Below are 18,454 nucleotides of genomic sequence, written 5' to 3' on the forward strand. Positions count from 1 at the left end.
ATATCCCGGAGTATCCATGCCGCTTGATCGTCCGCTTGCGCTGACCCAGGGCGATCCTGCCGGCATCGGTCCCGACATCACGCTCGCAGCCTGGGTTGCACGCGACCGGTATGCGTTGCCGCCCTTTCTTTTCCTCGGCGATCCCGCGGTGCTGAAGTCGCGCGCCGACCTGCTGGACCTCGACGTGCCGATCCGGGAAGCGGATGCGGAAAACGCGCTTTCCGTCTTCGCGGACGCCCTGCCCGTCCTTCCCATATCCGCCGGGGCGGAGGTTGCGGCCGGCGAACCGCATGTGGCGACGGCCAAGGGAACGATCGGTGCGATCGAGAAAGCCGTTTCGCTTGCCTTCGAAGGCAGGGTGGCCGGCACGGTCACCAATCCCATCGCCAAGTCCATCCTCTATCAGGCCGGTTTCGGCTTTCCGGGCCACACGGAATTCCTGGCCGACCTTGCCGAGAAGGCAACCGGCCGGAAGGCATTGCCGGTGATGATGCTCTCCGGACCTAAGCTCAGGGCCATTCCGGTGACCATTCATATCCCGATCAAGGACGTGCCCTCGGCGCTCACCACGAGCCTGATCGAGGAGACCTGCCGCATCGCCCATCACGACCTGAAGACCCGCTTCGGGATCGCCCAGCCGAGGCTCGCCGTCGCCGGCCTCAATCCGCATGCGGGCGAAGACGGCTCTATCGGCCGGGAGGACCAGGATGTCATCCATCCGGCCGTCTTCAAGCTGCGCGCCGAGGGAATCCATGTCTTCGGGCCGCTGCCGGCCGACACGATGTTCCATGACGAGGCGCGCGCCCGCTATGACGTGGCGGTCTGCATGTATCACGACCAGGCGCTGATCCCCGCCAAGGCGCTCGGCTTCGACACGTCGGTCAACGTCACGCTCGGCCTGCCCTTCATCCGCACCTCGCCGGATCACGGCACGGCCTTCGGCATCGCGGGGCAGGGCATCGCCCGGGAGACCAGCCTCGTCGAGGCAATCCGGCTTGCCGGCGAGCTTGCCGAAAAGGCCACGGCGTAATGGCGACACTGGACGGCTTGCCGCCGCTGCGCGACGTGATCCAGCGTCACGGGCTCGACGCGAAGAAGGCGCTCGGCCAGAACTTCCTGCTGGACCTCAACCTCACCCAGAAGATCGCCCGCAGCGCCGGGCCGCTCGACGAAGCCACCGTCATCGAGGTCGGCCCCGGTCCCGGCGGCCTCACCCGGGCGATCCTCTCGCTCGGCGCGAAGAAGGTCATAGCCATCGAGCGCGACAGCCGCTGCCTGCCGGCGCTTGCCGAGATCGGCGCATATTATCCCGGCCGGCTGGAGGTCATCGAGGGAGACGCTCTGAAGACCGATTTCGCCGCGCTTGCGCCCGAAGGTCCCGTGAAGATCATCGCCAACCTGCCCTACAATGTCGGCACCCAGCTGCTTCTCAACTGGCTCCTGCCCGAGAACGGGCAATGGCCGCCCTTCTGGGAAAGCCTGACGCTGATGTTCCAGAAGGAGGTCGGCCTCAGGATCGTCGCGGACGAGGAAGGCGACCATTACGGCCGGCTCGGCGTGCTCGCCGGCTGGCGGACCGACGCGCGGATGGTCTTCGACGTGCCGCCGCAGGCCTTCACCCCGCCACCCAAGGTCACCTCCACGGTGGTGCATCTGACGCCACGCGAAAATCCCCTGCCCTGCGACGTCAACAGGCTGGAGAGCGTGACGCATGCCGCCTTCGGCCAGCGCCGGAAGATGCTGCGCCAGAGCCTGAAGCCGCTCGGCGGCGAGGCCCTGCTCGTCAAGGCCGGCATCGACCCGGCAAGGCGCGCCGAAACGCTCGCCGTGGAGGAGTTCGTCAGGTTGGCGAACTCTCTCTGAGCCGCGACAGGATCTCACAGCAGCGGTCCGTGCCGCAAGCGGCACCGGGTTAACCGCTCGCCCGGCGATTTAGCGCAATTTTAATTGTATATTAATGCAATTTTAAACGTGTTCCGCGGCACGCCCACTCTCCTGTTGGCTTTCGATCCGGCTGCGTGCAGGCTTCTACCCGGCGGCTGACAGGCCGCTCCATTTCGCCTTTTGCTGGTCTATTCGTGGGTTTGTTCGGGATGATCTCCTTTGTCGTCCGGCTCAGAAGCCGTGCGCATTTTGTCGTGACGAGTGGTCGCACCGGGAAAAGCGGGGCTTTCATCGGCATCAACGCACACCGCAGAAGTCAGGCAAGGCAGCGGCTCGGGATCATCATCACCGCGCTCCTCGCGGTCTATCTGGTGATCGGCGTGCGTCTCGTCCAATACGGCCTCGCCGGACCTGCGGTGACGGGATCGTTCGGCGGCGGCGCCCCTACCGCCGCATCCCGCCCGGACATCGTCGACCGCAACGGGAAACTGCTGGCGACCGATCTCAACATGGTGTCCCTCTATGCCGACCCCCGCCGCATCGTGGATGCCGACGAAGTCGTGGAAAAGCTCGCGGACGTCATCCCCAATCTCGACTGGAGCGAAACGCACAAGAAGTTGCGCTCGGGCACGGCCTTCCAATGGTTGCGGCGACAGCTGACCCCAAGGCAACAGGCCGACATTCTCGCCCTCGGCATTCCCGGCATCGGTTTCAGGCCGGAAAAGCGCCGCTTCTATCCGGGCGGCGTCACCGCATCCCACATCGTCGGCCATGTGAACGTGGACAACCAGGGCCTTGCGGGGATGGAACGGTATCTGGACCAGCAGGGCCTTGCGGATCTTCGCCTGGCCGGCCTCACCGGCACCGCGCCCCTGGAACCCGTGAGACTGTCGATCGATCTTCGCGTGCAGAGCATCGTCCGCGAGGTCGTCGCGAACGCGATGATCGCCTACAGGGCCGAAGCCGCCGGCGCGGTGATCCTCGATGTCGAGACCGGCGAGGTGCTAGCCATGGCATCGGTGCCCGACTACGACCCGAACCAACCCTCCCGGACGTTGCCCGACGGCAGCGTGGACAGGGAGTACGAAAAAGGCTGGTTCAACCGGATGAGCAATGCGACATTTGAAATGGGGTCCACGTTCAAGAGCTTCACCCTGGCCATGGGCCTGGACGAGGGCAAGATCACCCTGAACTCCGTCGTCGACGCATCACGCCCCATACGCATGGGTGGCTTCACCATCAAGGATTTTCGCGGAAAGAACAGGCCGCTCAGCATCCCCGAGGTTTTCCAGTATTCATCGAATATCGGCACCGCGGCGGTTGCGGATAGGGTGGGGATCGAGGGGCATCAGCAATTCCTCACGAAGCTCGGGCTCCTGTCGAGGATGGAAACCGAGATGCCCGGCGTGGCGACGCCAACCCAGCCGCGGACCTGGAAGAAGATCAATTCGGTCACCATTTCGTTCGGCCACGGGGTGGCGACCACCCCGTTGCAGACCGCCGTCGCCGCCGCCTCGCTCATCAATGGCGGAAACCTGATCGCTCCGACCTTCCTCCCCCGCTCCCTGGAGGAGGCGAAATCGGTTTCCCGCGCAATCATAAAGGAAACGACGAGCGCGGATATGCGCTACCTCTTCACCTGGAACGGGATCAAGGGTTCCGGCCGGGGTGCGCAGGTCGAGGGCTTCAACGTGGGCGGCAAGACAGGCACCGCCGACAAGGTGATCAACGGACGATACGCCAGGAACATCAATTTCAATGCGTTCGTTGCGGCCTTTCCGATGGACAAGCCCAAATACATCGTGCTTTCCATCATCGATGCCCCGACGACGGGAGAACATGGAGGCCGGACGGCAGCCTCCACCGCCGCTCCCATGATCAAGCAGATCATCCGCCGAACGGCGCCACTCCTCGGCGTGCAGCCCCGCTTCGGCGCCCCGGAAGCGCAGCAATTGCTGGTGAATTACTAGATCAGGCTGGAAATCCGCATCTCCCGGCGGGAGCTGGGCCGGGCTGCCCGGGCCGGCCGAATTCGCCGGCCAGCCTGCTGCCTCAAAGCTTCGGTTCTTCCTGAAGCAGGCCCTCGACGAAATCGAACAGTCCATAACGACGATCGCGGCGGATACGCTCGGCATTGACGATGCAGCTCACATGACCGAACGCCTCGTCCAGATCGTCGTTGACGATGACATAGTCATATTCCCGCCAATGCTCGATCTCGGCCCGTGAGTTCAGAAGCCGGGTGCGAATGACCTCTTCCGTATCCTCGGCGCGGCGATGCAGGCGCGACTGCAGTTCCGTCATGGTCGGCGGCAGGACGAAGATCGACACGACATCGGCCTTCATCTTTTCCTGAAGCTGGCGTGCGCCCTGCCAATCGATATCGAACAGCATGTCGCGGCCTTCCGCCATGGCCTGCTCCACGGGCTCACGCGGCGTGCCGTAGAAATTGCCGTGGACTTCCGCCCATTCGAGCAGATCCCCCGCATCCCGCATCTTCTCGAACTGCGGAACCGTGATGAAATGGTAGTGCTTGCCGGCAATTTCGCTCGGCCGCTTCGCCCGCGTCGTCACGCTGATCGAAATCCCGAGGCTCCGGTCCTCATCCAGGAGGTTGCGGGCGATCGTCGACTTGCCGGCGCCGGATGGCGACGAGAGGACCAGCATCAACCCGCGCCGGGCGATCTTCTCAGGCGAAGGCGATGGAGCCGGGTTCATGATATTCTACTCCAGATTCTGGACTTGTTCGCGGAACTGGTCGATGACGACTTTCAATTCGATACCGGCCGCCGTTACAGCAGCGGAATTCGATTTGGAACAGATCGTATTCGATTCCCGGTTAAATTCCTGTGCAAGAAAATCCAGCCGCCGCCCCACCGGGCCGCCCTTGCCGATCAGTTCCCCGGCGGCCGCCACATGCGCCTTCAGCCGGTCGATCTCCTCTCGCAGGTCCGCCTTCGTCGCAAGAAGGGCAGCCTCCGCATGCAGCCGGTCGCGGTCGAGCGTCGGCGCCTCCTGCAGAAGCGTCGAAAGCTGGAGGGAAAGCCGCCTTGCGATTTCGTCCGGCCTGCGCGACGGATCGGCTTCCACCGCTTCGGTCAGCTCCCCGATGCGGGAGACATGTCCCTTGAGTACCACGGCCAGCGCCGCCCCCTCGCCCTCGCGCATATGCTGAAGATGTCCGAGCGCCTCGTCCAGACTGCCGAGGATCGCCGCATCGCGGGCGGAAAGCGCGTCCTCGTCCTCTTCCGGCTCGCGGATGTCGACGAGGCCGCGGATGCCCATCAGCGTGTCGAGCCTCAGCGGCGAAGGGTCGACGAGGCCGCCAAGCTCCTCGCGCAGCGCCATCACGGCGGCCAGCGCGTCGCGGTTCAGCACCGCCTCCATCCTGGTCTCGGAAACCGTCAGGGTCAGGTTTGCCTGCAGGTTGCCGCGGGTAAACTTTTCCGAGATCAGCCGGCGCATGTCGGGCTCCAGCCGCTCCAACCCCGGCGGCAGGCGGAGCCGGATATCCAGCCCCTTGCCGTTCACCGAGCGCAGCTCCCATGCAAAGCGGTTGCGCCCGCTCGATCTTTCGCTGCGGGCAAAACCGGTCATGGACTGCAGGCTCATCGACGTCTCCAGATAAATCTCACACTGTCAGCACGGCTTGAAGCTGCAAAGCTGTCAGTTGCTCTTCGGCGGCTTTTCCGCTTCTTCGCCGTCCGGCTGGCCGTCCACCACTTCCGGGTTGGCGGCTCGCTCGGACTCTATCCTGCGCCAACGGCGAACATTGGCATTGTGTTCCTCCAATGTCGCGGCAAAGACATGTCCGCCCGTACCGTCGGCGACGAAATAAAGGTCGTTGGTGCGCCAGGGATTGGCCACCGCTTCCAGCGCCGCGCGGCCGGGATTGGAGATCGGCGTCGGCGGCAGTCCCTTGACCTGATAGGTATTATAAGGCGTCGGCCTGGCGAGGTCCGACTTGAAGATCGGGCGGTCCGATGGCTTTCCTTCGCCGCCGAAAATCCCGTAGACGATCGTCGGGTCCGATTGCAGGCGCATGCCCTTCTGCAGCCGGTTGATGAAGACCGAGGCCACATGGGCGCGTTCGTCCTCCTTGCCCGTCTCCCTCTCCACGATGGAGGCGAGCACGACGAACTCCTCCTTCGTCTTGATCGGCAGGTCCGGATCGCGGCGCTCCCAGATCTGGTCGACCATCTTCTGCTGGGCGACGCGCATCTGCTGGATGATGTCGCTCCGCTTGCTGCCGCGCGAGAACTTGTAGGTATCGGGCCGCAGGCTTCCTTCCGGCGGCAGTTCGGCCGGCAGGTCGCCTTCCAGCACCGTGTCCTCGGCAAGCCGCAGCATCATCTGCCTGACCGTCAGGCCTTCCGGCAGCACGACGGAGTAGAGGATCGACTTGCCCGATTCCAGCACTTCCATGATGTCCTTCATGGAGGCGCGCGCCTTGATCTCGTATTCGCCGGCCTTCAGCGTCTCGCCGCCGCGCAGATAGGTCGCGGTCACGTAGCGGAAGATCCGGGCGTCGGAGACGATGCCGTTGCGCTCCAGGTTGGTGGCGATTTCCGCAAGGCCGCTGCCGGGACGGACCATGAAATGCGTGTTGGCCTCCAGCGGACCGGGCTCCTGATAGGCCGAGATCATGTAATAGAAACCGGCAATCGCAGCCACGCAGACGCCAACGACCATCGTCATCACGAAGTTCAGGAAAATGATGAGCTGGCTGCGCGCCTTCCTGGACCGCCGCGGCGGCTCCGGCACGCGCTCGGGTTTCAGGGCTTCGTTTGGCGATTTCGGAATGATCGGCCCCCGGCCATTGCCGGCGGGCTGGTCATTGACATGGTTCGTATCGCTCAACCGCGCCCCCTAGAACTGAGTAAGTTTCGACCCGCTGTTTGGCCAAGCAATGCGGCAAAAAACAGGTTCAGACGATGGTGCGAACTCACCACAGGGAGTCCATCCGGCCTGGTGGGAGGCCAAGCCGGTCAGGCGTCGTAACGGCGCAGCACCAACGATGCGTTGGTTCCGCCGAAACCGAAGGAATTCGACAGCGCCACGTTGATCTCGCGCTTGCGCGCCTTGTGCGGCACAAGGTCGATCGCCGTTTCGACATCGGGATTGTCGAGGTTCAGCGTCGGCGGCGCGATATTGTCGCGGATCGCCAGCGTCGAGAAGATCGCCTCGACGGCGCCCGCCGCGCCGAGCAGGTGGCCGATCGCGGACTTCGTGGAAGACATGGAGATCTTCGAGGCGGCATTGCCGACGAGGCGCTCGACCGCGCCGAGCTCGATCGTGTCAGCCATGGTCGAGGTGCCGTGGGCGTTGATGTAGTCGAGATCCGACGCTGCGAGCCCCGCCCGCTTCAGGGCCGCGGTCATGCAACGATAGGCCCCGTCACCGTCTTCCGACGGCGCCGTGATGTGGAAGGCATCGCCGGAAAGCCCGTAGCCGACAATTTCCGCGTAGATCCTGGCGCCGCGGGCCCTGGCGTGTTCAAGCTCTTCCAGCACCACGATGCCGGCGCCCTCGCCCATGACGAAACCGTCACGGTCGCGGTCATAGGGGCGCGAGGCCTTGGCCGGATTGTCGTTGTGCTGGGTCGACAGCGCCTTGCAGGCGGCAAAACCCGCAAGCGAAATGCGGCAGATCGGCGATTCCGCCCCGCCGGCGACCATGACGTCCGCATCGCCGAGCGCGATCAGCCGGGCCGCATCGCCGATCGCATGCGCGCCGGTGGAGCAGGCCGTGACGACGGCGTGGTTCGGACCGCGCAGCTTGTGGCGGATCGACACCTGGCCGGAGACCAGGTTGATCAGGCGGCCGGGAATGAAGAAGGGAGAAATGCGGCGAGGCCCCTTGTCGCGCAGCGTGTAGCCCGCCTCGACAATGCCTTCGAGGCCGCCGATGCCGGAGCCGATCAGCACGCCCGTGGCGATCTGGTCCTCGTTCGTCCGAGGATGCCAGCCGGCATCGCTGAGCGCCATGTCGGCGGCGGCCATGCCGTAGACGATGAAGGGATCGACCTTGCGCTGTTCCTTCGGCTCCATCCAGTCGTCAGGATTGAAGGTCCCGTTGGAGCCGTCCCCCACGGGAATGCGACAGGCGATCTTGGCCGGAAGATCCTCGACCTCGAATTCCGTCACCACGCGGGCGGCGTTTTCGCCGGCGAGCAGACGCTGCCAGCTCACTTCCGTTCCGCATCCGAGAGGAGATACCATGCCGGTACCGGTGATAACGACACGTCTCATCGCCAGCGTTCCACCCTGTATTTTCTCATGTTCCATTTGCTGAAACGGCCCGTGCGAGCGGGCCGTTTTCGGGATTTGCCGTCAAGGCGTTATCCCCAATTTACCGGATCGGTCAGGCCTGGGCCTTCTCGATGAACTTCACGGCATCGCCGACGGTCAGAATGGAATCGGCAGCATCGTCCGGAATCTCGACGCCGAATTCTTCCTCGAAAGCCATGACCAGTTCGACGGTGTCGAGCGAGTCCGCGCCGAGATCGTCGATGAAGCTGGCACCTTCAACGACTTTGTCGGCATCAACGCCGAGATGGTCAATAACAATTTTCTTCACGCGTTCTGCGATATCGCTCATGTCGGTTTCCTCGACCTTTGTCTTCTCGGATGCCCAAGCGGCATCCGTATCCCTGTTAAAACCTGCAATCGCCGCCTTCGCAACGCCGATGCCGGCAAACCTGTTCGCCCCTTATTCAGCTTCCGGCCATGTCATGCTCACGCAATGTGACGGCCTGCATTTCAGGGTGACTTCTCACAGTCATGGCCCGCTTAACACGGTTTGACTGTTCCGCAAAGACTGAATTTGTTCCATTGCACTGCCGCCAACAGCCGATTGCAACGGATTTTTACATTGCTCCACGACTTCGCTCAAATCATCGCCATGCCGCCGTTGACATGCAGCGTCTGGCCGGTCACGTAGCCCGCCTCGTCGGAAGCGAGGTAGAGGACGGCCGCGGCGATATCCGAGCCCGCGCCCATGCGCTTCATCGGGATCACGCCGAGGATCGCTTCCTTCTGCTTGTCGTTCAGCTTGCCGGTCATGGCGCTCTCGATGAAACCCGGCGCGACGCAGTTGACCGTCACGTTGCGGGTGGCGATCTCCTGCGCCAGCGACTTGGAGAAACCGATCATGCCCGCCTTGGAAGCGCAGTAGTTGGCCTGTCCCGGATTGCCGGTGACGCCCACGACCGAGGTGATGTTGATGATGCGGCCATGGCGGCGGCGCATCATCGGATGGGTGAGTTCGCGGGTCAGGCGAAAAACCGCCGTCAAGTTCACTTCCAGCACCGAATCCCAGTCCTCGTCGCTCATGCGCACGAAGAGGCCGTCCCTGGTGATGCCGGCGTTGTTGACGAGGATGTCGACGCCGCCGAGTTCGGCCTCGGCCTTCTCGCCGAGCGCCTTGACCTCGGCGCGGTCGGAAAGGTTGGCCGGAAAGATCTTCACGCGGTCGCCGAGCTCGGCGGCCAGCGCCTCCAGCTTCTCGACGCGCGTGCCATGCAGGCCGACGATGGCGCCCTGCCTGTGCAGCAGGCGGGCGATCTCCTCGCCGAGCCCGCCGGTTGCACCCGTCACCAGTGCCTTGCGGCCGGTCAAATCAAACATGATGTTGTCCTCTTTTTAGAGCGAATAGCGAATAGGGAGTAGCGAATAGAAAGAGCCTGCGATGATGCGATGAAAATCTATTCGCTACTCCCTATTCGCTATTCGCTATTCCAATCAGCCAACAATGGCGGCGAGCGCCGTCTCGATATCGGCGGGCGTGTTGACGGCAATGCCGGAAATATTCTTGTCGATGCGGCGGGCAAGACCGGTCAGCACCTTGCCCGAGCCGATCTCGTAGAGCGTCGTGACGCCGTTGGCGCCGAACCATTCCACCGTCTCGCGCCAGCGCACCTGGCCGGTCACCTGGCTGACGAGCAGCCTGGCGATCTCGTCGGCATCGTAGACGGGCGCGGCGCGAACGTTGGCGATGACCGGCACGACCGGGTTGTTCTTCTCGACCTTGTCGAGCGCATGGCGCATGGCATCGGCGGCCGGCGCCATGAGGTCGCTGTGGAAGGGAGCGGAAACGGGCAGCATGATGGCCCGCTTGGCGCCCTTTTCGGTCGCAAGCGCCGCGGCCTTTTCCACCGCCGCCTTCGAGCCGGAGATGACGAGCTGGCCGCCACCGTTGTCGTTGGCGATCTGACAGACGCCGGCCGCGCGCGCTTCCACGCAGACGGCATCGACGTCATCGTGTTCGAGACCGATGATCGCGGCCATCGCGCCCTGGCCGACCGGCACGGCCGTCTGCATGGCGTCGCCGCGGATGCGCAGGAGCCGCGCGGTATCGGCAAGCGAGAAGGTGCCGGCGGCGCACAGCGCCGAATATTCACCGAGCGAATGGCCCGCGACATAGGCGACCTTGCCGGAAAGGTTCAGGCCACGCGCTTCGAGGACGCGGATCGCGGCCATGGAAACCGCCATCAGAGCCGGCTGGGCATTGGCCGTCAGCGTCAGCGTTTCTTCCGGACCGTTCCACATGATGTCGGAGAGCTTCTGGCCGAGCGCCTCGTCGACTTCCTCGAAAACCGCCCGGGCTTCGGGATAAGCGTCCGCCAGATCCTTGCCCATGCCGACGGACTGGCTGCCCTGGCCGGGAAACGTGAATGCGATGCTCATGGGATGATCCTTCCCTTGTCTTTTGCCTCTCCATTCACATTTGGGCTTCCCGAGTCAAGGGCAAGACCCATCTGGCGGTTCCCCGCAAATGACTTGTCCCCTTGCGCTATGTCAAATCCTGCTTAAAGTCCCGCGGGCTTTTCAGGACGGGATTCATTCGCATGGAATACAAGAGACTTGGCCGCACGGAGATCTTCGTTTCGGAAATCTGCCTGGGCACCATGACCTGGGGCACGCAGAACACGGAAGCGGAGGCCCATGAGCAGATGAACCATGCTTTCGAAAACGGCGTGAACTTCTTCGACACCGCCGAACTCTATCCGACCACGCCCGTCGGCCCCGCCACCTACGGCCGCACCGAGGAAATCATCGGCACATGGCTGAAGAAAAGCGGCAAGCGGAAGGACGTCGTCCTCGCCTCCAAGATCGCCGGCAGCGGCCGGCCGCATATCCGCGGCGGACGCGACATTTCGCGGGAGACCATCCGCGAAGCGCTCGACGCCAGCCTCAGGCGCCTCCAGACGGACTATCTCGACCTCTACCAGATCCACTGGCCGAACCGCGGCACCTATCATTTCCGCGGCTCATGGACATTCGACGCTTCGAAGCAGGATCGCGAAAGGACCGTCGCGGACATTGCCGAGGTTCTGGAAACGCTCGGCGAACTTGTGAAGGAAGGCAAGATCCGCGCAGCCGGCCTTTCCAACGAAAGCGCCTGGGGGACGCTGAAATACCTGCGTCTCTCGGAAGAAAAGGGCCTGCCGCGCGTGGCCTCGATCCAGAACGAATACAACCTCCTCTACCGCCAGTTCGATCTTGACCTTGCGGAAGTCGCCCATCACGAAGATGTCGGACTGCTCGCCTATTCGCCTCTCGCCGCCGGCATATTGACCGGCAAATACCTGAACGGCGCCCGGCCGGAAGGCTCGCGCGCGACGATCAACGCCGATCTCGGCGGCCGCCTGCAGCCGCTGCAGGAACCGGCGGTGAAGGCATATCTGGACGTCGCCGCCAGGCACGGCCTCGATACCGCACAGATGTCGCTCGCCTTCTGCCTCTCCCGCCCGTTCATGACCTCGGTCATCATCGGCGCGACCTCGACGGCGCAGCTCAGGAAGGACATGGCCGCCGCGGAGACCCGGCTTTCCGAAGAGGCGATGAAGGACATCGCGGGCGTCTACCGCCAATATCCGATGACGCTGTAAGGGCCTGAGATTCCACCCGGGCCGGCCGGCCGGGATGCCGCATCGCAACATTTAATCATTGCATTGCAGCAAAGCCGGTCTATACTAAACGGCTGTGAATGATCGGTTGTATGTGGTCTGATCCGGGAGAGACAAGTGACCGCAACATTTCTTCTCAAGAATGAAGACAGCAAGTCGAAGCTTCTCAGCCATCTCGCCCAGTTTAGGCTGATCCCGCCGCAGAACTGCGCCGTGACCTTCTACCCGCTGCACGCCATCGTCTCCTCGCAGCATTCGTTTGCGCTGGGCTCGGCGCGCACGGCCTGGTGAACTTCGCACCGCGCGACCGTCGATCCGCCCCGCGTCCCGACGTGATGCGGGGCAAAGCATAATGCCCCTTTTCCAATCCTTATCCGGTGAGACACACAACCAAAGCCTGGCGCATTGAAGCTGCGCAACGGCCCGATGGCGCATGGGCCCCACCCTCAAAAGTTACATCAACAAAAAAATCAACCTTAAATATCGCGAACACTGGAATTTCGCATTTTTGTCGTGTAGACACATTCAACCATAGATAAATATAAAGCAATAACACACCAAGAAGAATCCATAGATCCTCGTGACATTCATCGCCCGGACAACGCTCTCCCGGAAGGCCTGGGCGTGCCCGCCGCCGGAGGTTTTCGCATGGCATATCTGTACAAGATCACCAGGGACGGACGCGATTTCTTTGCATCCGCGGACGACCAGCCCCGCTTCTTCGTCGGCCGGCGCGTGCCCTACAAGGACAATATCGGCCTCTACAACATCTTCTCCGGAAGCCGGCTGGCGAAGCTGAACTTCGAGGCCGCGAACTTCACCGGCCGCTTCGGCTTCTGGGCCGAGTTCATCGAACCGACCGCAAGGTGCGAAGGCCGAAACTTCCTCACCCTCAACAGCTACGACAGGGCCGCCTTCACCTTCGGCTTCGGGCAGTTTGCGGCACATGTCGCCGGTGGCGATTTCGTCCACTACCTGCGGGCGATGCTCGCCCTCCCCGATGCCCGCGACTATTTCCCCCATCTTGTCCTGCACGACGGCCATATCCATTCCATCGACGGGCTCGGCCAGAGGGTGGAGCTGGAAGACACCAGCTCCACCCGGGGGCTCATGAAATACCTGAACCCGACGCTCGACGAGGTCGAGGACGCCGAAGTGATCGCCGCCGCGCGCCTCATCCACTGGACGACACAGTCGCAGGCGGCGCGCGACGCCCAAGTCGACCAGATGGTCGGCACGTTCAAGTCTTTCGTGGCGGATGCAGACAAACGCCTCTCGATCCACAACCGCACCGCCGACCAGTGCTGCATCATCGCCGATATCCTGCATCACGGACGCGGCGGCAGGATGACCTGGCCGCTCATCGCCGAGGCCCTCACCAGGACACGCCCCTTCGATGCCCTGCTGGCGATCGGTTCGGGTGAATGGGAGGAGCGCAGGCGCGTCCTGCGCGCGGCGATCGGCGCCAATGCGAACTTCAAAACGAAACGCTGGGACAGCGCCCGGAACGATTTCGTCTGAGACGTGCCGCACCTCGAACGGGTAAAAATACGCAGGGCCCTTGCCTAGCCGGCGAAAATGCGTATAAGGCACGTTGTTCGAAACACCCGGTCTTCTGGCTGGTGGCTGAACGGAGGGCAGGCCTGCCGAAAGCGGGCCGCAGGGACCAGAGGGTCCGAGCCTCCCGTGTCTCCGCTCTCGACCGTCTCGATCAAACAACTTTTCTTGCCGGGCTTCGCGCCCATCAAGAGCAGTCGTTGAGGCTTAGCCGCCGAGGTCCGGGTTGACAACCGCAAGAAAAGGCAAAGCTTACATGGCTCTTTACGAACACGTATTCCTTGCCCGGCAGGATATGTCCCCGCAGCAGGTTGATGCCCTCGTCGAACAGTACAAGGGCGTCATCGAAGCAAACGGCGGCAAGGTCGGGCGCATCGAGAACTGGGGCCTCAAGTCCCTCACCTACCGCATCAAGAAGAACCGCAAGGCTCATTACGCCCTGGTCGACATCGACGCGCCGGCAGCCGCCGTGCACGAGATGGAGCGTCAGATGCGCATCAACGAAGACATCCTCCGCTACATGACGATCGCCGTCGAGAAGCACGAGGAAGGTCCGTCCGCGATGATGCAGAAGCGCGACCGTGACGACCGTCCGCGCCGCGATGGCGACGACCGCGGCCCGCGCCGCGAGTTCGGCGACCGTCCGCCGCGTCGCGACGGCGAGTTCCAGCGCGGCCCGCGCCCGGATCGCGCTCCCCGCGAAGACCGCGCATAACCTGAGCTCAAGGAGAAAACACCATGGCTGACGTATCCTCCGCTCCGGCACGCCGTCCGTTCCACCGCCGTCGCAAGACCTGCCCCTTCTCGGGCGCCAATGCACCGCGGATCGACTACAAGGACGTACGCCTCCTGCAGCGCTACATTTCCGAGCGCGGCAAGATCGTTCCGTCCCGCATCACGGCCGTTTCCCAGAAGAAGCAGCGCGAACTCGCCCAGGCGATCAAGCGTGCCCGCTTCCTCGGCCTGCTGCCGTACGTCGTAGCGTAATTAGCGAATATCCGACCCTCGGATTCCTGATCCGGGGGTCGTCTCCCTTCCGCGATGGGCGCGGATCGGAACCCTGAAATCCCATGTTGGGGACCAGCCGCCTGAGGAAATGATCCAGGCCGCCTCCCCTAACTGCTTGAACAGGCAGGACAGCGAGACCGTGACGAACAAGAACCAGAATGTGCTGCCGATCGGCATTCTTGCCGGCATTGCCGCCACCCTGCTCGTGCTGGGTGCGAATGCGCAGCCGTCTTTTTCGTCCATCCTCTATGCCGCCTCCGCGCTGCCTGTCCTGATCGCCGGCCTCGGCTGGGGCAATCGCGCCGCCATTCTCGGCATCCTGTCGGCCGCCGTGCTGGGGGCCATTTTCGTCTCGCCCTACTTCGCGCTCGCGATGGCGGTCTTCACGCTGATCCCGGCGGGCTGGCTATCGCATCTCGCCAACCTGGCGCGCCCGGCCTCCGAACTCGGCGGCCCGGACAACCTGATGGCTTGGTATCCGATCTCGGACATCCTGCTGCATCTCTGCGGCCTGGTGACGATCGCAGTCATCGCGCTCGGCGTGGCGATCGGCTACGGCCCGGAACTCACCGGCCAGATGGTCGACGCCATGATGTCGTCGCTGCAGGCGCAGGAACCCGCCTTCACGCCAGACCCGGCGGGCATGGAGCAGACCAAGGCGATGATCGTGCTGATGCTGCCGCTGGTGCAGGGCGGCATCTGGGTCATGCTGCTGTTCGCGGCCTTCTACATCGCCGTGCGCATCGTCTCCCGCTCGGGCCGGGCGCTGCGTCCGCGCGAGGACATGCCATCCGCGCTTCGCATGAACCGGCATGCGATCTTCATCTTCCTCGGCGGCATCGTGCTCACCTTCCTGGGCGGCGTACCGGCGATGATCGGCGCCGTCATCTGCGGCACGTTCGGCGCCGGCTTTCTGATGGCGGGCTTCGCCTCCATCCATTTCCGCAGCCAGGGCAAGGATTGGCGCGTGCCGGTCCTCGTCCTCTGCTACCTGTCCTCCATGCTTCTCCTGCCGGCGTTCGCCATCCTCGTGCTCGGCCTGTCCGATACGCGGCGGACGATCGCGCTCACTCCGGCGAGAAGCCCGGCCAATCCCGACGAAAACAAGAATTGAGACCTAGAAAGGAAACCAACCATGCAAGTCATCCTGCTTGAACGCGTGCCGAAGCTCGGCCAGATGGGCGAAGTCGTGAAGGTTCGCGACGGTTATGCCCGCAACTTCCTGCTGCCGCAGGGCAAGGCGCTGCGCGCCAACGACGCCAACAAAAAGCGTTTCGAAGCCGAGCGCACCACGCTCGAAGCCCGCAACCTGGAACGCAAGGGCGAAGCCCAGAAGGTTGCCGAAGTGCTGGACGGCAAGTCCTTCATCATCGTCCGCTCCGCCGGCGAAACCGGCCAGCTCTACGGCTCGGTCGCGGCCCGCGACATCATCGAGACGCTCGCCGCCGAAGGCTTCAACATCGGCCGCAACCAGGTCGACCTCAACCATCCGATCAAGTCGATCGGCCTGCACAAGGTCACGCTGCACCTGCATGCGGAAGTCGAAATCTCGGTCGAGATCAACGTCGCCCGTTCGCCGGAGGAAGCCGAGCGCCAGGCCAAGGGTGAAAGCCTTACCTCCGCCGAAGCCATCTACGGCGTCGACGAAGACGCCCTGCGTCCGGAAGATTTCTTCGATCCGGAAGCCGATCGCGGGGAAGAAGACGAAGCCTGATCGCTTCGCGACAACCTGTTTTCCGACGCCCGGTCCGAAAGGCCCGGGCGTTTGTTTTTTTGCCCGCTCCAGTGTCGTAAAATTGAAAAGGAAGGGTGATTCGCGAATTGCCACAGTCAAACGGATTTGTGGCCGGGCCACGTTTTTCGATCCGGTCTGTGGATAGCGGTAGGTAATCCCGATTGCCGTATCACCCTGAGCCGCGAATCTCTAAAACCGAACCTTTCGAGCGACAGGACGGATAGGCAAAACCATGAACGACGCAGTGCGCAAGCTCGCCAACCTGCAGCCGGCAGAGCCGCATTACCGCGAAGCTCCGAACAATATCGAAGCCGAACAGGCGCTGCTCGGCGCGATCCTGGTCAACAACGACGCCTATTACCGCGTCTCCGACTTCCTGAAACCCGTCCATCTCCACGAGCCCCTGCACCGCAGGATCTTCGAGGTGGCGGGCGACATCATCCGCATGGGCAAGACCGCCAATCCGGTCACGATCAAGACCTTCCTGCCGGCCGAGGACAAGGTCGGCGACCTGACGGTGGCGCAATATCTCGCCCGCCTCGCGGCCGAAGCCGTGTCGATCATCAATGCCGAGGACTATGGAAGGGCGATCTACGACCTGGCGCTGCGCCGCGCGCTGATCACCATCGGCGAGGACATGGTCAACATCGCCTATGACGCGCCGCTCGACATGCCGCCGCAGACGCAGATCGAGGATACGGAGCGCCGGCTCTTCGAGCTTGCGGAAACCGGCCGCTACGACGGCGGCTTCCAGTCGTTCAACGATGCGGTGGCGCTCGCCATCGACATGGCGGGCGCGGCCTTCGAGCGGGACGGCCACCTTTCCGGCATCTCCACCGGCATCATGTCGCTCGATAACAAGATGGGCGGGCTGCAGCGCTCCGACCTGATCGTGCTCGCCGGACGTCCCGGCATGGGCAAGACCTCGCTTGCCACCAACATCGCCTACAACATCGCCGCCGCCTACGAGCCGGAAGTGATGCCCGACGGCACGTTCAAGGCCAAAAACGGCGGCGTCGTCGGCTTCTATTCGCTCGAAATGTCGTCCGAACAGCTCGCGACCCGCATCATCTCCGAGCAGACGGAAGTCTCGTCCTCGAAGATCCGCCGCGGCGACATCACCGAGGCCGATTTCGAAAAGCTTGTCGCCTGCTCCCAGATGATGCAGAAGGTGCCGCTCTTCATCGACCAGACCGGCGGCATCTCGATCGCCCAGCTTTCCGCCCGCGCCAGACGCCTGAAGCGCCAGCGCGGTCTCGACTGCCTTGTGGTGGACTATATCCAGCTGATGACGGGTGCGGGCAAATCCGGCGACAACCGCGTGCAGGAAATCACCCAGATCACCACGGGCCTGAAATCGCTCGGCAAGGAACTGAACGTGCCGATCATCGCGCTGTCGCAGCTCTCGCGTCAGGTGGAAAGCCGCGACGACAAGCGCCCGCAGCTTTCCGACCTTCGCGAATCCGGCTCGATCGAACAGGACGCCGACGTGGTGCTCTTCGTGTTCCGCGAGGAATATTACGTGAAGAACATGGAGCCGCGCGATCCGAACGATCCGAAATACGCGGAATGGGAAGCGCATATGGACAAGGTGAAGGGCACGGCGGACGTAATCATCGCCAAGCAGCGCCACGGGCCGACCGGCACCGTGAAACTCGCCTTCCAGTCGGAATACACCCGCTTCGCCGATCTTGCCGACCCGAGCTTCACGCAGTACGAGGAGCATTGAGGCCACGGTTCGCTTGTCGGCCCCCGCTCCGCAAATCGCGGCCGGCTTCGGCTCGACGCCGGCCCCTCTTGCGGTGAGGTGCTGGGCAATTCGAATTCGCGCTCTAACATCAGCCATCCACACGCATCATTTATCGCTGGAGTGACTGCAATGGCCGACGAGACACCCAGGAAACCGACGAGGGCCACTAAAAAACCTGTCGCCAAGCGGAGTTCGACAGAGCCGATCCTGCTTTCGGGCGGCAATCCCCAGATTGCGAAGGGCTATGGCGATGCCCCGGTACAGGCCTATATCGCGGCCATGCCGGGCTGGAAACGCGACCTCGGGCGCCGTCTCGATGCGCTTATCGCCCATACCGTCCCCGGCGTGAGCAAGGCCGTCAAATGGAACACGCCCTTCTATGGCATGGAGGGTGATGGCTGGTTCGTCGCTTTCCATTGCTTTACGAAATACGTCAAGGTGACCTTCTTCCGCGGCACGTCCCTGCATCCCGTTCCCCCCGGCGCTTCCAAGCACAAGGAGGTGCGCTATCTCGACATCCGGGAGGACGAGGAGTTCGACGAAGGCCAGTTCACCGATTGGATAAGGCAGGCCAGCCAGTTGCCCGGTGAACGTTTGTAAGCGGTGCAGG

At 63.2% G+C, this 18,454-nt stretch carries 19 protein-coding genes; 12 read left to right on the forward strand and 7 right to left on the reverse strand.

The window, feature by feature from the left end; genetic code table 11:
* The first annotated feature begins 16 nt into the window (after window positions 1-16).
* From pdxA to ACFFP0_RS20270, 3 genes are all read left to right on the forward strand, one after another.
* Window positions 17-1,030, forward strand: a complete 1,014-nt coding sequence (gene pdxA / locus ACFFP0_RS20260) for a 4-hydroxythreonine-4-phosphate dehydrogenase PdxA (protein WP_377264007.1) — start codon at window positions 17-19, stop codon at window positions 1,028-1,030.
* Window positions 1,030-1,863: a 16S rRNA (adenine(1518)-N(6)/adenine(1519)-N(6))-dimethyltransferase RsmA gene (rsmA, locus tag ACFFP0_RS20265; RefSeq protein WP_377264008.1), complete on the forward strand. Its 834-nt coding sequence runs from the start codon at window positions 1,030-1,032 to the stop codon at window positions 1,861-1,863. Before pdxA ends, rsmA begins: the two co-directional genes overlap by 1 nt.
* A 230-nt stretch (window positions 1,864-2,093) precedes the next feature.
* Entirely contained in the window at window positions 2,094-3,854 is a 1,761-nt protein-coding gene (locus ACFFP0_RS20270; RefSeq protein ID WP_377264009.1) for a peptidoglycan D,D-transpeptidase FtsI family protein, read from the forward strand.
* Between the two features lie 82 nt (window positions 3,855-3,936).
* Here ACFFP0_RS20270 and gmk read toward each other — a convergent pair whose 3' ends face one another.
* From gmk to fabD, 7 genes are all read right to left on the reverse strand, one after another.
* The gene (gmk, locus tag ACFFP0_RS20275) at window positions 3,937-4,602 is read right to left on the reverse strand and encodes a guanylate kinase (protein WP_377264010.1); all 666 of its coding nucleotides are present in this window, start codon (window positions 4,600-4,602) and stop codon (window positions 3,937-3,939) included.
* A gap of 6 nt (window positions 4,603-4,608) precedes the next feature.
* Window positions 4,609-5,496: a YicC/YloC family endoribonuclease gene (locus tag ACFFP0_RS20280; RefSeq protein WP_377264011.1), complete on the reverse strand. Its 888-nt coding sequence runs from the start codon at window positions 5,494-5,496 to the stop codon at window positions 4,609-4,611.
* A 54-nt stretch (window positions 5,497-5,550) separates the two neighbouring features.
* A complete protein-coding gene (gene mltG / locus ACFFP0_RS20285; RefSeq protein WP_377264012.1) occupies window positions 5,551-6,744 on the reverse strand; it encodes an endolytic transglycosylase MltG in 1,194 nt (397 codons plus the stop codon).
* Window positions 6,745-6,872: 128 nt separating this feature from the next.
* Complete coding sequence (gene fabF / locus ACFFP0_RS20290; protein WP_377264013.1) at window positions 6,873-8,135, reverse strand: beta-ketoacyl-ACP synthase II; 1,263 nt, start codon at window positions 8,133-8,135, stop codon at window positions 6,873-6,875.
* Between the two features lie 112 nt (window positions 8,136-8,247).
* Complete coding sequence (locus ACFFP0_RS20295; protein WP_003502080.1) at window positions 8,248-8,484, reverse strand: acyl carrier protein; 237 nt, start codon at window positions 8,482-8,484, stop codon at window positions 8,248-8,250.
* Window positions 8,485-8,774: 290 nt separating this feature from the next.
* Window positions 8,775-9,512: a 3-oxoacyl-[acyl-carrier-protein] reductase gene (fabG, locus tag ACFFP0_RS20300; RefSeq protein ID WP_377264014.1), complete on the reverse strand. Its 738-nt coding sequence runs from the start codon at window positions 9,510-9,512 to the stop codon at window positions 8,775-8,777.
* Window positions 9,513-9,626: 114 nt separating this feature from the next.
* Window positions 9,627-10,571 (reverse strand): ACP S-malonyltransferase, encoded by a 945-nt coding sequence (gene fabD, locus ACFFP0_RS20305; RefSeq protein ID WP_377264015.1) that lies wholly within the window; start codon window positions 10,569-10,571, stop codon window positions 9,627-9,629.
* A 161-nt stretch (window positions 10,572-10,732) separates the two neighbouring features.
* On the opposite strand from fabD, the gene ACFFP0_RS20310 reads away from it, so the two are divergent.
* From ACFFP0_RS20310 to ACFFP0_RS20350, 9 genes are all read left to right on the forward strand, one after another.
* On the forward strand, window positions 10,733-11,776 hold the full coding sequence (locus ACFFP0_RS20310) for an aldo/keto reductase (protein ID WP_377264016.1): 1,044 nt from the start codon (window positions 10,733-10,735) through the stop codon (window positions 11,774-11,776).
* Window positions 11,777-11,911: 135 nt separating this feature from the next.
* Window positions 11,912-12,085, forward strand: coding sequence for a hypothetical protein (locus ACFFP0_RS20315; protein WP_377264017.1), 174 nt, complete (start codon window positions 11,912-11,914; stop codon window positions 12,083-12,085).
* Window positions 12,086-12,442: 357 nt separating this feature from the next.
* Entirely contained in the window at window positions 12,443-13,315 is an 873-nt protein-coding gene (locus ACFFP0_RS20320; protein WP_377264018.1) for a hypothetical protein, read from the forward strand.
* Window positions 13,316-13,607: 292 nt separating this feature from the next.
* Window positions 13,608-14,066, forward strand: a complete 459-nt coding sequence (gene rpsF / locus ACFFP0_RS20325; protein WP_377264019.1) for a 30S ribosomal protein S6 — start codon at window positions 13,608-13,610, stop codon at window positions 14,064-14,066.
* Window positions 14,067-14,089: 23 nt separating this feature from the next.
* The gene (gene rpsR / locus ACFFP0_RS20330) at window positions 14,090-14,338 is read left to right on the forward strand and encodes a 30S ribosomal protein S18 (RefSeq protein WP_085422904.1); all 249 of its coding nucleotides are present in this window, start codon (window positions 14,090-14,092) and stop codon (window positions 14,336-14,338) included.
* A 160-nt stretch (window positions 14,339-14,498) separates the two neighbouring features.
* Complete coding sequence (locus tag ACFFP0_RS20335; RefSeq protein WP_377264020.1) at window positions 14,499-15,473, forward strand: DUF2232 domain-containing protein; 975 nt, start codon at window positions 14,499-14,501, stop codon at window positions 15,471-15,473.
* Window positions 15,474-15,494: 21 nt separating this feature from the next.
* A complete protein-coding gene (gene rplI, locus ACFFP0_RS20340) occupies window positions 15,495-16,073 on the forward strand; it encodes a 50S ribosomal protein L9 (RefSeq protein WP_377264021.1) in 579 nt (192 codons plus the stop codon).
* Window positions 16,074-16,326: 253 nt separating this feature from the next.
* Entirely contained in the window at window positions 16,327-17,823 is a 1,497-nt protein-coding gene (locus tag ACFFP0_RS20345) for a replicative DNA helicase (RefSeq protein ID WP_377264022.1), read from the forward strand.
* A 150-nt stretch (window positions 17,824-17,973) separates the two neighbouring features.
* Window positions 17,974-18,444 (forward strand): DUF1801 domain-containing protein, encoded by a 471-nt coding sequence (locus ACFFP0_RS20350; protein WP_377264023.1) that lies wholly within the window; start codon window positions 17,974-17,976, stop codon window positions 18,442-18,444.
* The last annotated feature ends 10 nt before the right edge of the window (window positions 18,445-18,454 follow it).

The sequence above is a fragment of the Neorhizobium puerariae genome (genome assembly GCF_042429745.1).
Taxonomy (GTDB): Bacteria; Pseudomonadota; Alphaproteobacteria; order Rhizobiales; family Rhizobiaceae; genus Neorhizobium; species Neorhizobium puerariae.

Coding starts and splice junctions, on each gene's coding strand:
- ACFFP0_RS20320 (WP_377264018.1), top strand. CDS start 12,443: ATGGCATATCTGTACAAGATCACCAGGGACGGACGCGATTTCTTTGCA.
- ACFFP0_RS20345 (WP_377264022.1), top strand. CDS start 16,327: ATGAACGACGCAGTGCGCAAGCTCGCCAACCTGCAGCCGGCAGAGCCG.
- ACFFP0_RS20280 (WP_377264011.1), bottom strand. CDS start 5,496: ATGAGCCTGCAGTCCATGACCGGTTTTGCCCGCAGCGAAAGATCGAGC.
- rsmA (WP_377264008.1), top strand. CDS start 1,030: ATGGCGACACTGGACGGCTTGCCGCCGCTGCGCGACGTGATCCAGCGT.
- fabF (WP_377264013.1), bottom strand. CDS start 8,135: ATGAGACGTGTCGTTATCACCGGTACCGGCATGGTATCTCCTCTCGGA.
- gmk (WP_377264010.1), bottom strand. CDS start 4,602: ATGAACCCGGCTCCATCGCCTTCGCCTGAGAAGATCGCCCGGCGCGGG.
- ACFFP0_RS20350 (WP_377264023.1), top strand. CDS start 17,974: ATGGCCGACGAGACACCCAGGAAACCGACGAGGGCCACTAAAAAACCT.
- rpsR (WP_085422904.1), top strand. CDS start 14,090: ATGGCTGACGTATCCTCCGCTCCGGCACGCCGTCCGTTCCACCGCCGT.
- pdxA (WP_377264007.1), top strand. CDS start 17: ATGCCGCTTGATCGTCCGCTTGCGCTGACCCAGGGCGATCCTGCCGGC.
- fabG (WP_377264014.1), bottom strand. CDS start 9,512: ATGTTTGATTTGACCGGCCGCAAGGCACTGGTGACGGGTGCAACCGGC.
- rplI (WP_377264021.1), top strand. CDS start 15,495: ATGCAAGTCATCCTGCTTGAACGCGTGCCGAAGCTCGGCCAGATGGGC.
- ACFFP0_RS20310 (WP_377264016.1), top strand. CDS start 10,733: ATGGAATACAAGAGACTTGGCCGCACGGAGATCTTCGTTTCGGAAATC.
- ACFFP0_RS20270 (WP_377264009.1), top strand. CDS start 2,094: ATGATCTCCTTTGTCGTCCGGCTCAGAAGCCGTGCGCATTTTGTCGTG.
- rpsF (WP_377264019.1), top strand. CDS start 13,608: ATGGCTCTTTACGAACACGTATTCCTTGCCCGGCAGGATATGTCCCCG.
- fabD (WP_377264015.1), bottom strand. CDS start 10,571: ATGAGCATCGCATTCACGTTTCCCGGCCAGGGCAGCCAGTCCGTCGGC.
- ACFFP0_RS20295 (WP_003502080.1), bottom strand. CDS start 8,484: ATGAGCGATATCGCAGAACGCGTGAAGAAAATTGTTATTGACCATCTC.